The organism is Acinetobacter sp. 243_ASPC, assembly GCF_001054715.1.
Classification (GTDB): Bacteria; Pseudomonadota; Gammaproteobacteria; order Pseudomonadales; family Moraxellaceae; genus Acinetobacter; species Acinetobacter soli.
Genome location: NZ_JVOR01000091.1, coordinates 118,553 through 134,037, shown reverse-complemented (window position 1 = coordinate 134,037; position 15,485 = coordinate 118,553). Strand labels below are relative to the sequence as shown.

Below are 15,485 nucleotides of genomic sequence, written 5' to 3'. Positions count from 1 at the left end.
TGATTTTTTATAGCAATTTAAAAGAAGTAATGCTGTACCAGTGTAGATACACCCACCACTAAGAAAATAGCCGCGCCAATCTTGTGAATGAGCGAAATAGGTAAACGATCGGCCATTTTGTTGCCAATAAATACCGCTGGTGCATTGGCAATCATCATGCCGACAGTGGTCCCGAGCATTACCCAAAACACACTGTCAAAACGTGCTGCCAGTGCAACGGTCGCGATCTGGGTTTTATCGCCAATTTCTGCCAAGAAAAATAAAATAAAGGTGGCGCCAAATACCCCAAAGCGTTGCCATTTATTGATGCTATCGGTTTCGTCATCGAGCTTGTCTGGCACCAGCATCCACAGCGCCATTGCAATAAAGCCAATGGCCAATACCCACACCATAACGGTAGGATTTAAGACGGTCGTCAGCCACTGTCCTAATACCGCAGATAAACCATGGTTAATGGTGGTCGCCAATAAAATCGCGATTAAGATAGGAACAGGTTTGCGGAACCGGGCTGCGAGTAAAAGCGCAAGGAGCTGGGTTTTGTCGCCCATTTCAGCAAGGGCAACAACAGAAGTCGAAATCAGGAATTCTTGCATATCTGTTCTCTGGCTAGCATAACGTACCGATGACTTACCGCCCCTGCTAGCCAAATGTGCAGAACGATAAACCAAAGGTCTTGCCAACTCGGAAACACACGTATGCGTTTAAGCTATGATGACCATGTTCTGTGGAACAATTATGTTGATCATCACCTATTTACATTGCGTAAATAGAGGCTACTCCCCAATGAAGTGAATTGATTATACCTGTTTGATCGCCTAGTTTCAATTTGCTTTGATCTGAAACACATATTCAACCACTTTAAATCAAAAAACCCTGCCGAAGCAGGGTTTTTAAATAAACGATGACTTAGATCAGTAAGCTGCGGATATCTTGCAACAATTTGGTCAGCTTGTTGGTAAAACGCGCTGCATCGGCACCATTAATCACACGGTGGTCATACGACAATGACAACGGTAACATCAAGCGAGGCTCAAAATCTTTGCCATTCCATACTGGCTGCATCGCAGCAGGTGAAATACCTAAAATCGCCACTTGTGGCCAGTTCACTAACGGTGTAAAGGCTGTTCCGCCAATCGCGCCCAAGCTTGAAATGGTGAAATTGGCACCTTGCAAGTCTTTTGGTGATAATTTCTTATCACGTGCCTTTTGACCAATTACACCTAGCTCAACCGCGATCTGCTTAATCGATTTCTGATCTGGGTTACGTAGTACCGGTACAGTCAAACCGTCTGGCGTTGCAACAGCAATCCCCATATGGATTTCGTTGCGAAGCAGTACTGATTTACCATCGTCAGACAAATGACCAGCAAACTCACGCTCTTCTTTGAGCAGGTGTGCCACAGCCTTGATGATAAACGCCATGATGGTCAGGCTGATGCCTTCTTTCTTGAAGTTACCCTTCAAGTCATTGCGCCATGCTTCAAGCTCAGTAATATCCGCATGATCAAACTGAGTCACTTGCGGAATAAAGTTATTGAGCGACAATTGCGGAATCGAAACTTGCTGTAAACGCGTCAGTGCTTTTTCTTCAACGCCACCAAATGCGCTGAAATCTGGCAATGACGGCAAGCCTGATGCCACTGCAGCCACTGCTGCTTTTGGCGCAGCAACTGGTGCAGTTAAGCGCTGCTTCACGTATGCATAAATGTCTTCTTTAATCAGACGACCATGCTCACCAGAATTTTTGACCTGTGCCAACACCACACCCAATTCACGGGCGAGTTTACGTACAGCTGGACCAGCATAGACTTTGGCATTTTCAGCTTCTTGCTCTTTGGTCAATTTGCTGTCTTGGCTTGCCTGTGGCGCTGCATGATCAGCTTTGGCAGCAGGTGTAGGCGCTGCTTTTGGTGCCGCTGATGCAGGTGCTGCTTCAGCTTTTGCTGGTGCTGCTTTCGGTGCACTTGGCGCTGCGCCTTCGGCTTCAACTGTAATCAGCAGTACGCCTTCTTGAACATCTTGTCCGGCTTGAACATGCACGGCTTTAACCACGCCTGAAACCGAACTTGGAACTTCAACTGTTGCCTTGTCCGATTCAACCACCACGATACTTTCGTCTTTGGTGATTTTGTCGCCCACTTTGACCAAAATCTCAGCCACTGCAGCCTTGTCCACACCTAAATCTGGAACATTGACCTCAACATCACCCGCAGGTGCGTTTGATTCAGTAGCAGGTTGTGCCGTTTCTGCCGCAGATTCTTTGGCAGGTGCATTAGTGCTTGATGCAGCAGGTGCTTGTTCAGGCGCAGCAGATGCACCGCCCGCTGTTTTAAGCTTAAGCAGCACAACACCTTCTTGAACCGTGTCGCCTTCTTTGATCGCAATAGACACCACAGTACCTGTTGCTGTACTTGGCACTTCAACCGACGCTTTGTCCGATTCAAGCAAAACTAGACTGTCATTTTCGGCAATCTCGTCGCCAACTTTCACCAAAATCTCGGCAACTGTTGCTTTTTCTACACCAATGTCAGGAACCTGAACCTCAATTTCCTGAGTTGCACCGCCAGCAGCAGGCTGTGCAGCTGGTGCTTCTTGTGCAGGTGCTGCTTCTTGTGCAACTGGTTTTTCTTCTGGTGCTGGCGCAGCGGCAGGTTCTGCCATTGCACCCTCACTTTCAAGCTCAACCAAGTCTGTACCTTCAGTGACTTCATCACCAAGGCTAACCAAAATACGTTTGACCACACCAGCTGCTGTACTTGGTACTTCAACCGATGCTTTGTCCGATTCGAGCAAGATCAGGCTGTCGTTTTCAGAAATCGTGTCACCAACCTTTACCAAGATTTCAGCAACCGTTGCTTTATCTACGCCAATATCAGGTGTTTTCACTTGCATGTCTTAGTTCCCCTCACCTGAGTGTTCTTCATACGCTGCCACAGGATGAACCTCTGGATGCGTCTGTGGCGCCCATGCAACTGGACGGTCTGTTTCGAGTTCGAAGCTTGAAATCGCATCTTTCACCAGACGGTTTTCTACTTCACCTTCATCAGCCAGTTTTTTCAGTGTTGCCACCACAATGTGAGCTGCATCGACACCGAAGTAGCTACGTAGGTTGGCACGCGTATCTGAACGGCCATAACCATCGGTACCCAAAGTCACGTATGGACGGTTGTCTGGGAGGTAGGCACGAATCTGTTCGCTATAAGCACGCATATGATCCGTTGCCGATACCACGATACCGTCTGTACCACGAAGCTGCTGAGATACCCAAGATTCTTTGGTTTCTTCGGTTAGCGGATGCAAGCGGTTGTATTCATCACAGGCCATACCGTCGCGCGCCAACTCGTTGAAGCTGGTAACACTCCAGATATTTGAGTGAATTTGATATTCTTCACGCAAGATTTTCGCCGCTTTGATGACTTCACGTAAGATCACGCCAGAACCAAGTAACTGAACAGTGGCTTTTTCATCTTTTTCAAACAGGTACATACCACGTTTGATGCCTTCTTCAGCGCCTTTTGGCATTTCTGGATGCTCGTAGTTTTCGTTCATGAGCGTTAGGTAATAGAATACACGCTCTTGATTGACATACATGCGCTTCAAGCCATCATGTACGACCACTGCAAGCTCATAACCGAAACATGGATCATAAGAAATACAGTTTGGAATCGTTCCTGCAAGGATATGCGAGTGACCATCTTGGTGCTGTAAGCCTTCACCGTTTAGCGTCGTACGGCCAGCGGTCGCGCCCAACAAGAAACCTTGTGCCTGTGCATCGCCTGCTGCCCATGCAATATCACCGATACGCTGGAAACCAAACATTGAGTAATACATGTACATCGGAATCATTGGCAAGTTATTGGTTGAATAACTGGTTGCCAACGCGGCCCATGCACTCATCGCACCCGCTTCGTTGATGCCTTCTTGCAACATGTGACCGTCTTTTGCTTCACGGTAGTTCATGAGCTGTTCATTGTCTTCTGGGGTATATTTCTGACCATGAGCAGCATAAATACCCAACTGGCGGAACATCCCTTCAAGACCGAAGGTACGTGCTTCATCTGGCACGATTGGCACTACGCGATCTTTAATCGCTTTTTCTTTTAACAACGACGCGATCAAACGCACCATCACCATGGTGGTCGATTGTTCTTTACCGTTGCTACCGCTCAACACACTGTCAAATACTGAAATTTCAGGAATCGCCAAAGATTCGCTTTCTTTACGACGTGCAGGCAGATAACCACCTAAAGCCTCACGACGCGCTTTCATGTATTTAAGTTCTGGCGAGTTTTCCGCAGGACGATAGAACGGCAGATCTTCTAATTGCTCATCGTTAAATGGCAAGTTAAAACGGTTACGTACATATTTGAGTGAGTCAACATGCATTTTCTTGATTTGGTGCGTTTTGTTGACCGCTTCAATTTCGTCAGACAAACCGTAACCTTTCACAGTTTTTGCCAGAATAACGGTTGGCTGACCAGTGCTCTTCATTGCCTCAGCATAAGCTGCGTATACTTTGTACGGATCGTGACCACCACGATTCAGATTGTCGATATCTTCATCGCTTAAGTTTTTCACCAGCTCTTCAGCTTCTGGATATTTACCAAAGAAGTGCGCACGGGTGTAAGCACCACCTTTTACTTGGTAGCGTTGGTAGTCACCATCAACTGCTTCATCCATAATTGCTTTAAGTGCACCTGAGGTGTCTTTGGCCAAAAGTGGATCCCAATGACGGCCCCAAACCACTTTGATCACGCGCCATCCGGCACCGCGGAACAATGATTCAAGCTCTTGAATAATTTTACCGTTACCACGTACAGGGCCATCAAGACGCTGTAAGTTACAGTTGACTACCCAGATCAGGTTGTCGAGTTTCTCACGACCTGCCAGTGAAATTGCACCAGTACTTTCTGGCTCATCCATCTCGCCATCGCCGAGATATGCCCAGACTTTACGGTCTTCTTCTTTGATCAGACGACGGTTCATCAAGTACTTTTGAATATGTGCTTGATAAATCGACATGATTGGACCCAAGCCCATCGATACGGTTGGGAACTGCCAGTAATCTGGCATTAAGTACGGATGTGGATAGCTTGATAGACCATTGCCATTTACTTCACGGCGGAAATTATTGAGTTGGTCTTCTGTCAAACGGCCTTCAAGAAAAGAACGCGCATAAATACCAGGTGCACAGTGACCTTGATAGTAGATCATGTCGCCGCCAAAGCTGTCGCTGTTGGCACGGAAGAAGTGGTTAAATCCAACGTCGTAAAGCGTTGCTGAAGATGCAAAGCTGGCCAAGTGACCACCTAAGTCGTCGCCTGTTTTGTTGGCACGTAGTACCATGGCCAACGCGTTCCAACGGATCAATGCACGAATACGGCGTTCCATGTCTTGATCGCCCGGCATTGCAGGCTGTTCATCCACAGAAATTGTATTGAGATAAGGTGTATTCAAGCGTTGAATGGGAACATGCTTCGCAATCGCGCGTTGATAAAGCTTTTCCAATAAAAAAGCTGCACGTTCAGTTCCCATGTGCTGTAAAACCGAATCAAATGCATCTTGCCATTCTTGGGTTTCTTGTGCGTCGGAATCACCATAAAACGCCATAGTTCACCTTTTCCTTAGTCTTTTGTCTAGGGTGTATTTTTATCATATTTACCGCCATGCAAGTTATCCCCGCAGGTGAATACAGATAGGCACTATTATTTAGATAATAAATACTGATTGACTTTTTATAACCCAAAATAACAAAAAAACGCCAATTAAAGCTGTTTTTTTATACACGAGTATTTGAAATTTGATGTTAGAGTCAAATTTGGCTTAACAATACACAAACCGCGACTTTTGCGCGGTTTGTGTATTGTTAAGAATTTATGTAAAGCAAGATTTAATAAAACAGGAGTCAGATGGATATAAAGAACTTATGGCAACATGGCAAGATAAGAACCTGGATTCTTGCGCTGACCGTCTTTCACCACTTCAAAGTGTAAATGTGGTCCCGTGCAGCGCCCTGTACAGCCAACATTGGCAATGTGCTCACCCGCACCTACACGGTCACCGACCTGTACCATTACGCGTGAAGCATGTGCATAGCGTGTGAGGTAACCGTTGCCGTGATTAATCTCGACATATTGACCATAACCTGTACCCCAACCCGCCTTGGTCACAATACCCGGGCCAGAAGCATAGATCGGTGTACCACTTGGCGCAGAGAGATCAATTCCTTCATGTGCGCGTGTGGTGCCGAGTAAAGTTCGTGTACCAAATTCCGAAGAGACACGCACCATGTCTGGCAATGGATGCGTTACTAACCATGAGTAAGGGCTGTTATTTGAGGCGGCGCTATAACGCGAAGAAGAGGATTTACCGTACTTTTTTTCGATGCTTTGATTGTTCAGTTCAGTTGTTTTTTCTCGTAAGGTGACTGAAACCTGTGTCTTACCGGGAATATCCAAATCGTCTGGATGCGTGTAAGAACCTTGACTGAGTGTACGGGAAAGCTGTTCGAGTCGGTCGGATGATGTATCTGTCTGGTCAATCGTTTGGTAATCAGCGAAAGCAACTGATGCGGCAGAAGCTGCCAGAGAAAAAGCAAGTAAAATTCGACGCGTATGCATAAAAAACCTCGTGAAACTGTTCTTACTAAAAGTTCCTTGCGTGATCTCTTCCTTGATATCCATTGAATGACGCGTATAAGATGAGACATTGCCTGTAGTGAGTCACGACTATGTCTGAACCTAAAAACGTGTTTCAACAAACAAGAAAACACATAAAAACAGGAAACTTAACGTTTCTTACAACGCAAGTTGCACAGTGGCAAAAACTTACGAAATTAATTCAACCCTTATTGCCGCAACCTGAAAAATGGCAAGTAGTCTGTTATCAATATGGTGTCTTGACCCTCACCGGCGAAAATCAGGCCATGATTAGTCAGCTCGGTTATCTTCAAACACAATACATTACGAAATTAGCTCAACTAGAAGGCTTACACGAACTGCAACGACTCCAAGTGCGTTTACGACCAAAATCGCAACTTCCCCCAACATCATCACCGTCAGTTACCTCTCTCCCACCAGAAACCCAAGATATGTTACAAGGTGCTGCTGGTTTGGTGAGCGACCCTAAGCTTAGCCAAGCTTTACTACGTTTGGCAAGCAATAAAAAATAATCTCGAGCGTTAGGTCTGGCTCGTGGTGCGTCAAATTTGTGATGCAGTTATCTCTTTAAAGAATTACACTATAACATAACAACTGCGAGACAATGACTTAGCCGATGTTTACGTAAGAAATTGGGCAATCCTGTGCGTCATCAAATGTTACAATTTTATAATTAGCTGGATCACTTTGTACGTTGCGAAGTAACTGGTTATTTAAAGCATGACCAGATTTGTAGCCATCGAACTTGGCAATAATCTGATGACCCATCAAATACAAGTCCCCTACGGCGTCTAATATCTTATGGCGTACAAACTCATCCGAAAAACGCAAGCCTTCTTCATTCACAACACCGGTATCATCTACACCAATGGCATTTTCAAGACTGGCGCCTAGTGCAAGATTATTGGCTTTTAAGTAATCCAAATCTTTCATGAAGCCAAATGTACGTGCTTCACTCACCTCGTATACAAACGTTTCGGTCGAAAAATCAATCGTGGCTGACTGGTATTCTTTGGCAAAGGCTGGATGATCAAAATCAATGGTAAAATTAAGTTGAAAGCCATCGTGCGGAGTAAAAATGGCTTTTTTATCGTTGATCAGGGCTTCAACAGGTTTTAAGATTTTTATAAACTTTTTTGGGGCATCCTGTTCACACAGTTCACCTTGCATCAATAAATAGATAAACGGCCCTGCACTACCATCCATAATCGGGACTTCCGAGGCAGACACTTCAATAATCAGGTTATCTATTCCCAATCCTGCAATTGCACTCATGACATGCTCAATGGTGCCCACTTTGACATTATCAATGACCAGATTGGAACACATGAATGCTTCTTGAATGAGCAAAGCATCGGCGTGAATGTCGACTGGTGGATCTAAATCAATCCGGCGAAATACAATGCCACCGTCAATTGCATGAGGCAAAAAATTGATCATGACCTTCTGACCACTATGAAGACCAATGCCACTCGCCTTAACCACGCGTTTGAGGGTACGTTGTTTCAACATGCTACGCTTACTTTATCTCTAAAAACCGATATAAGTTAGCATATTTAGCTATTGATAAAAAATAAAAAAGGTAGTGAATCTCACTACCTTTTAGTTAACTCAATAACGTTATTATTTACGTTGTTGATTTTTAAGATAATCCTGAATACTCATCGGTGAAGAGCGTGGTGAAGAGCTTGGTGCAGCTGCCGCTTCAACACCCTGACGCTTGTTAATCGCTGGTACGTCATCGTCATCAGTTGTATGTGCACTTGGTACATTCACATGATGTTGAACATGACGTTTACGCGGTTCTGCTTCAGAGGCATTACGCGTTAACCCTGTTGCAATCACAGTCACACGTAATTCATCGCGTGCTTCAGGGTCAAATACCGTACCGTAGAAAATCTCGCCTTCATCAAGATCGACAATCTGGTTAACCACGTCGGTAATAATCTCGGTTTCACGCAAGGTAATATCATCACCACCAGTAATGTTGATCAATACACCCTTGGCATTAATGATATTGACATTATCGAGCAGCGGACTGCGAATGGCTTGCTCAGCTGCCTGACGCGCACGATCTTCACCACGGCCTAAACCAGCACCCATCATGGCGTAGCCACGGGTACTCATGGCAGTTTTCAAATCGGCGAAGTCAAGGTTGATGTGACCACGATTGACTACTAAATCAAAGATACTACGTACCGCATTAAGCAAGACATCATCTGCTTTTTTATACGCATCACGCATTGAGATGTCGCCATAGACACTGAGCAAACGCTGATTTGGAATAATAATCAATGAATCAACATGTGCCTCAAGTGCTTCTATACCTTTTTCGGCAGCACGCAAACGACGGCGGCCTTCAAAGTTAAATGGCGTTGTTACTACACCAACGGTTAAGATGCCCATCTCTTGTGCGATTTCGGCCACAACTGGCGCAGCACCAGTTCCGGTTCCACCGCCCATACCGGCAGTCACAAACACCATATCGGTGCCTTCTAAATGCTGGCGGATAATTTCGCGGCTTTCTTCTGCTGCAATCTGACCCACTTCTGGGTTTGCACCTGCCCCCAAACCACGTGTGCTTTGCTCACCAAGCTGCATCTTAAAAGGTGCATTCATGCTATCTAAAGCTTGCTTGTCTGTATTGGCACAAACAAATTTCACACCTTTGATGTCGGATTGCACCATGTGCTGTACGGCATTTCCGCCACCACCACCTACACCAAACACAGTGAAACGGGCTTGACCGTTGCTATCGCTTAGTTCATCTTCTATAAATTCAAATGAGGCCATGACCTGTAGAGTTCCCTAATTCATATTGGCAGTCACTTCAGCCCGTATACTGCCTTGATCTTTAATAAAACTTCATTTTTAGGATGCTGCTCAAGAGTGACCTTGTCAAGTACGACAATTTTCTATTACAACTTCCCAACAATATTGTCCAAAAATACATACACCTTAAAAGATGGCTTTCAACTTGGTATTTAAGGTATTCCAACCATTTGCAACCCGATTCCACAATGAACGCTGGGCGACCTCTTCAGAATCTTCAACGGTATCTTGCAGTTCACTTTGGCTAAACATCAGTAAGCCCGCAGCTGTGGCATACATCGAGCGACGCATAGCCGCCTGATGCTGTTCATCAGCATACACCTGTAATGGCGGATTACCTAAATGTGCCGAAACACCCAGTATACGGCGTGCCAGACTCACCATACCTTCAATCTGACAAGCATCACCTGTTAAAACCACACCATGATACAGACCATGAATGGCACCACTACGCTCAAGTTCATCACGAACCTGACCTAAAATCTCTTCATAGCGTGCAATGATGATTTCTGCTAGCTCAATACGACTAATGGTTTGTGGCCCATCAATCGCTTGTACCTGAATCATCTGATCGGGTTTGATCGCACTCAAATCCACGCAACCATGCAGAATTTTAATACGTTCTGCTTCTTCCGTGGTGGTTTGCAGTACTGCTGCAATGTCACGAGTTACATTTTCCCCACCGCGCTGCAGAGTACGTGCCAGTGCTAAACGTCCGTCTAAATATACCGCAAGATTAGAAATACCTGCACCCATATCGAGCAAACATACACCATATTCTTTTTCGTCTTTGAGCAGGCTGGCTTCAGCAGTCGCCAAACACGACACCACCATCTTTTCAACACCAATGTTGGCGCCTTTCATGGCTCGATCCAGATTCTGCATGATACTGATCGGCATCATCATCAGCTGATAATGACCGGTCATGCTATGCGCCGACATATTGATCGGATTTTGTACCCACTCTGATTCGTCGTCGAGCTCAAAACCTAACGGCACCGCACTGGCCAAATAATAATCTGGCGTGACATGACTGGCTTTGGCCAGCTCTAAGGCACGTACCACTTCATTGGTGGTGATGGTGTGGTCGGCTTTGGCAATCGGCGTTCGGCCAGAGGCATAAAAACTTTGTAATTCTGTTGTTGGAATTGACACCCATGCCGTGTGCACACGACATTCCGCCATATTCTCTGCTTCAGCCACTGCATTTTTAATTGCCGAAATGACCTTATCGAGACTGACGATTTTTCCTTTATTCATGCCACGGTTGCGTGCAGTCGCCATCCCGATGACTTGAATGTTATCCGGTGCGTGAACTTTACCAATTAAAACTGAAACTTTATGCGTCCCAATGTCAATCGCAACAATCGAGGGAACAGCTTCACTCATTACTCACTACCATTCGTTCGTTGTGTAATATGGCAAAATGCCTGTTATTTTTAAAGCCAAACATTATGGCTTTGCTGTTATTCCAGATGCAACATTTGTGTCATCACTCGTTACAACAAACTGACCATTTAGTATCTTAGGCGGTGTGCCTGTTTTCCATTGTAGTGATAATCCATTTCTATAGCGTAAATCAATGGCTGAGATTTTGGACCACACTGGTTTCAGGTCAGTTTGAGCCAGATGGCTTAAACGTTGCAGTTTACTCATGGTTTGATCTTGATCCACAATAATACGCAGACCAGAATCAAATTGCATAAACCACGTCATACGCTCGGTGAGATAAAGCTCGGTTAAACGTAAATTGACGGGCTGGAATAATTGATTAATTTCGTTATAGCGACGCATCATGGCCTTCGACTGGGTGATTGGCCCATGTAGCATCGGTAAATTTGGATGGTTTTTGAGCTCGGCTTCTGCATACACATCGCCGCTGTCACTGAGCAATCGACCCGTGCCCCAGCGTGCAATTGGATGTCGCGGCATAATCCGTACACGAATACTATTGGGCCAAGCACGTGATACCACTACGCGATCTACCCAAGAAATCTCTAGTGCTTTGTCGCGGATCTGCTCCAGATCCGAGGTAAAGTAATTTTCTTTGATGATGGGTCGTATATGCTGCTCAAGCTGTGATTGCTCGATACCAGAGCGTGTGCCGACAATGTCTAAATCGGCAATTTTTGCATCGGTAATCACTTTATACAAACCAAACACGCCAGCAGCCAGCACCAGAAATGCAATACACAGCAAGATCCAGCCACCAATATTGGCAAGCTTTTGCTTGCGCGTGGGTGGCTTTTCATGAATGGATGTAATCGCCGCTCGTTTACGACGCATGGATGCTGGAAGCTGAGCCATATTTAGTGTGTCGAACCTGTAAGAGTTTGCGCTAAAATTTCAACGCACAGTGCATCAAAATCGATTCCAACGGCCTGCGCAGCCTTTGGTACAAGCGAATGGCTGGTCATTCCCGGTACAGTATTGATTTCGAGCAACCAGAAGTTTCCATGCTCATCCTGCATCGCATCGACACGCCCCCAACCACTGGCTCCAACGGCATGAAAGGCACGCAAAGTGAGTGCTTGTAGTTTCTTTTCATCGGCATCGGACAATCCCGACGGAATACCGTATTGCACATCGTTACGCTGATACTTGGCATCGTAATCGTAAAACGCCACGTCTTGAGGTGGCTGCAAACGAATGACAGGCAAAGCTTGACCATTGAGCACCACAATCGTGTACTCGCGCCCCGTGATCCATTGTTCAGCCATTACCACGGCATCATGGGCGGTTGCTTTTTCAATGGCGGTTGCAAAGTCTGCCATTTTTTCGACTTTACTCATGCCAATACTTGAGCCTTCATGTACTGGCTTGATGATCACAGGCAGGTTAAGAGACGCCACAATTTCGTTCAAATCTGAATCTTTATTGATAATCCGGTAAGGTGCAGTCGGTAAGTCACTGCCCTGCCAAATTTGCTTGGTCTTAATTTTATCCATGCCAATCGCGGAGCCTTGTACACCTGTTCCGGTATAAGGAATATCTAACCATTCCAGTACACCTTGAATCTGGCCGTCTTCCCCGCCCCGACCATGCAATACGATAAACGCGCGATCGTAGCCCACCAGTTCGGTGACGCTACGTTCTTTAGGATCAAATGCTTCTGCTTGAACACCCGAACGTAACAATGCATCGAGTACGGCCTGACCACTATCTAAAGAAACTTCTCGCTCAGCTGATTTCCCACCAAACAACACGGCAACTTTGCCGAACTTTGACGCATTTGACACGTTTTTATCCTTAAATTTTTCGCACACTGAATCTGACCAAAACCATTACACTGATTTTAAATACAAATGCTGCTGGGCAAGATCGACTGAAATTGCTCCCACGTTACCCGCACCTTGCGTCAATAACAAGTCATTTGCTTGTAACACTTTTTGTATGATGTTGGGCAAATTGCCTTCAACAGGATCGACCAAAATAGGCTCTACATCACCACGTAGGCGGATACTTCGTGCCAAGGCGCGGCTGTCGGCACCAACAATCGGCTTTTCACCCGCAGGGTAAACTTCGAGCAACAGTAGTTGGTCCACCTGTGACAACACTTCTACGAAATCATCGAAACAGTCACGGGTACGGCTGTAACGATGCGGTTGAAACATCATGACCAGACGACGATCCGGATGGCTTTGGCGGGCCGCTTTAATGGTGGCTTCGACTTCTTTTGGATGGTGACCATAGTCATCGACCAGTTTGACATCTCCATCACCAAGTGCATATTTACCTTGCACCTGAAAACGGCGTCCAACACCACTAAAACCTTCTAGCGCACGGCCAATGGCTGCATCGGAAACTCCTTCATCGGTGGCCACACCAATCGCTGCAAGTGCATTTAAAATATTGTGCAGCCCTGGCTGATTAACCGTCAGACGCAGTGGCTCTCGATCTTTACGCAGTACGGTAAAATGCGACTGCATGCCTTCTTGCACCACGTCCACAGCACGAATATCGTTGTCTTCATTAAAGCCATAGGTCAAGGTTGGACGGCCAAAACGTGGCATGATTTCACGCACATTCTGATCATCACCACAGACCACAGCCAAACCATAAAATGGCAAACGATGAATAAACTCAACAAAGGTATCTTTTAATTTGTCGAAGCTTCCACCGTAGGTATCCATATGGTCCGCATCGACATTGGTAATAATGGCGGCCATTGGTTGCAAATATAAAAATGAGGCGTCGGATTCATCAGCTTCGGCCACAATAAAGCGACTTGCACCGAGCGCAGCATTCACTCCGGTACGATTGAGCAAACCGCCAATCACATAAGTTGGATCCAGATTTTCTTCGGCCAACATGGTGGTCAGCAAGCTGGTGGTTGTGGTTTTACCATGCGTGCCTGCAACTGCAATCCCATGACGGTAGCGCATCAGCTCACCCAGCATTTCTGCACGGCGCACCACAGGAATACGCTGTTCCATCGCTGCTTTAATTTCAGGATTTTCCTGATCGATGGCTGTCGATACCACCAGTACATCTACAGCTTTCAGGTTTTCGGCACTGTGTCCGATATAAACTTTTACGCCTTTTTCTTCAAGCTGTGCCGTGGTTTTAGAGGCTTTGATATCCGATCCAGATACTTTATACCCTTGGTTTTTTAAAACTTCTGCAATGCCGCACATCCCAGCACCACCGATTCCCACAAAATAAATGTGTTTAATACGGCGCATCTCAGGAACTTTAATGAGTTTTTTGGCTTGATCGGCTGGGGTTGTTGGTGACATAGGGCACTCTAACTTACAAAGTTTCAATAAGGTCTACCACGTGTTGGGTAGCATTGGGTTGCGCATGTTGGCGGGCTTTCACGGCCATTTCAGAGAGTAACTGACGATTCATGAGCGGGCGCAACAATGCATCGAGCGTTTCTGGCGTCATGCTAGATTGTTGGCAAATTTTGGCAGCACCGACATCAGCTAAAAACTTGGCATTGGCAGTTTGGTGATCATCCACTGCGATGGGTAACGGAACAAAAACTGCCGCCACACCGGCTGTTGCCACTTCAGTGACGGTTAGCGCACCAGCACGGCAAATGATCAGATCGGCATCGCTATAAGCCTGTGCCATATCTTCGATAAACGGCATCACTTGTACATGTACATGAGAGGGTGCATTGGCATAGCGTGCACGGGTGTCATCAAGCTGTTTTTGCCCACATTGATGAAAAATATTGAGCGACAATCCGAGCTTTAACAGCGCCTCTGGCAGACGTTCATTGAGTGCCTGTGCTCCCAACGATCCGCCTACAATTAAAATATTTAGTGGTTGGCCAGCTGCTTCACGGCTGTCATAGCGCCACTTCGGACTAAGAATGGCTGAAATTTCCTGACGCACCGGATTACCTGTGGTTACGACTTTGCTATGTGCAGGAAACGTATTGGGGAAAGCTTCACAGACTTTTGCAGCAACACGTGCGAGCTGCGTATTGGTAAAGCCTGCAACCGCATTTTGCTCATGAATCAGCACCGGTATCCCTAAAATACGCGCGGCAAGCCCACCAGGCCCTGCCACATAACCACCGAAGCCCGCGACTGCATCGATTTTGAGCTGCTTCATATAACGCATGGCACTGTACGTGGCTTTCATGATTTTAAATGGTGCCATGAGTTTACGCACCGCACCATTGCCACGCACACCTTGAATATCAATCTGATAAATCGGGATATTCTGGTCTTTGAGCAGTCGATTTTCCATTCCTGCAGGTGTTGCCAGCCATGCCACTTGGCACCCTTGTTGCTGCAATTTTTTTGCAACCGCCAATGCGGGAAAGACATGACCGCCTGTACCGGCAGCCATCATCATGACATGTTTGGATTTACGTTGTGATGCATCAGTCACGGTATACTTCTTTAGCTCAAAAACAAGGGAAATAACAGTTATTTATTTAGCGGATTATTCTAATCCTAAAGCACACGCAACGAAAAGCTTATTTCACGTGTTTGCAACATAAAGCATAGTGTTTTTTGGTTGTTCTACAGCAAA

Annotated in this window: 12 protein-coding genes and 1 riboswitch; of the genes, 1 reads left to right on the top strand and 11 read right to left on the bottom strand. The window is 46.0% G+C overall.

Features of this window, described 5'->3' with window-relative positions; genetic code table 11:
• Positions 1 to 17: 17 nt before the first annotated feature.
• From ADA42_RS11415 to ADA42_RS11400, 4 genes are all read right to left on the bottom strand, one after another.
• Positions 18 to 593, bottom strand: a complete 576-nt coding sequence (locus ADA42_RS11415; protein WP_004933930.1) for a TMEM165/GDT1 family protein — start codon at positions 591 to 593, stop codon at positions 18 to 20.
• Positions 594 to 624: 31 nt separating this feature from the next.
• Positions 625 to 794, bottom strand: a riboswitch (yybP-ykoY riboswitch).
• 112 nt (positions 795 to 906) lie between these two features.
• Entirely contained in the window at positions 907 to 2,892 is a 1,986-nt protein-coding gene (locus ADA42_RS11410; RefSeq protein ID WP_048765280.1) for a 2-oxo acid dehydrogenase subunit E2, read from the bottom strand.
• A 3-nt stretch (positions 2,893 to 2,895) separates the two neighbouring features.
• Positions 2,896 to 5,610: a pyruvate dehydrogenase (acetyl-transferring), homodimeric type gene (aceE, locus tag ADA42_RS11405; protein WP_004933924.1), complete on the bottom strand. Its 2,715-nt coding sequence runs from the start codon at positions 5,608 to 5,610 to the stop codon at positions 2,896 to 2,898.
• Between the two features lie 314 nt (positions 5,611 to 5,924).
• The gene (locus ADA42_RS11400; RefSeq protein WP_004933921.1) at positions 5,925 to 6,620 is read right to left on the bottom strand and encodes a M23 family metallopeptidase; all 696 of its coding nucleotides are present in this window, start codon (positions 6,618 to 6,620) and stop codon (positions 5,925 to 5,927) included.
• A gap of 110 nt (positions 6,621 to 6,730) precedes the next feature.
• Between ADA42_RS11400 and ADA42_RS11395 the strand changes: the two genes are divergently transcribed.
• Positions 6,731 to 7,171 carry a hypothetical protein gene (locus ADA42_RS11395; RefSeq protein WP_004933917.1) on the top strand — a complete coding sequence of 147 codons (441 nt, stop codon included), beginning with the start codon at positions 6,731 to 6,733 and terminating at the stop codon, positions 7,169 to 7,171.
• A gap of 97 nt (positions 7,172 to 7,268) precedes the next feature.
• Here ADA42_RS11395 and lpxC read toward each other — a convergent pair whose 3' ends face one another.
• The 7 genes from lpxC to murG form a co-directional block, all read right to left on the bottom strand.
• Positions 7,269 to 8,171: a UDP-3-O-acyl-N-acetylglucosamine deacetylase gene (gene lpxC / locus ADA42_RS11390; RefSeq protein WP_004933914.1), complete on the bottom strand. Its 903-nt coding sequence runs from the start codon at positions 8,169 to 8,171 to the stop codon at positions 7,269 to 7,271.
• A gap of 111 nt (positions 8,172 to 8,282) precedes the next feature.
• A complete protein-coding gene (gene ftsZ, locus ADA42_RS11385) occupies positions 8,283 to 9,452 on the bottom strand; it encodes a cell division protein FtsZ (RefSeq protein ID WP_004933913.1) in 1,170 nt (389 codons plus the stop codon).
• 165 nt (positions 9,453 to 9,617) lie between these two features.
• On the bottom strand, positions 9,618 to 10,880 hold the full coding sequence (gene ftsA, locus ADA42_RS11380; RefSeq protein WP_004933909.1) for a cell division protein FtsA: 1,263 nt from the start codon (positions 10,878 to 10,880) through the stop codon (positions 9,618 to 9,620).
• Between the two features lie 63 nt (positions 10,881 to 10,943).
• The gene (locus ADA42_RS11375; RefSeq protein ID WP_048765279.1) at positions 10,944 to 11,798 is read right to left on the bottom strand and encodes a cell division protein FtsQ/DivIB; all 855 of its coding nucleotides are present in this window, start codon (positions 11,796 to 11,798) and stop codon (positions 10,944 to 10,946) included.
• Between the two features lie 2 nt (positions 11,799 to 11,800).
• Positions 11,801 to 12,730, bottom strand: a complete 930-nt coding sequence (locus ADA42_RS11370; RefSeq protein WP_004944800.1) for a D-alanine--D-alanine ligase — start codon at positions 12,728 to 12,730, stop codon at positions 11,801 to 11,803.
• A 45-nt stretch (positions 12,731 to 12,775) separates the two neighbouring features.
• Positions 12,776 to 14,230, bottom strand: coding sequence for a UDP-N-acetylmuramate--L-alanine ligase (gene murC / locus ADA42_RS11365; protein ID WP_048765278.1), 1,455 nt, complete (start codon positions 14,228 to 14,230; stop codon positions 12,776 to 12,778).
• Between the two features lie 13 nt (positions 14,231 to 14,243).
• Positions 14,244 to 15,341 (bottom strand): undecaprenyldiphospho-muramoylpentapeptide beta-N-acetylglucosaminyltransferase, encoded by a 1,098-nt coding sequence (gene murG, locus ADA42_RS11360; RefSeq protein WP_048765277.1) that lies wholly within the window; start codon positions 15,339 to 15,341, stop codon positions 14,244 to 14,246.
• Positions 15,342 to 15,485 lie beyond the last annotated feature (144 nt).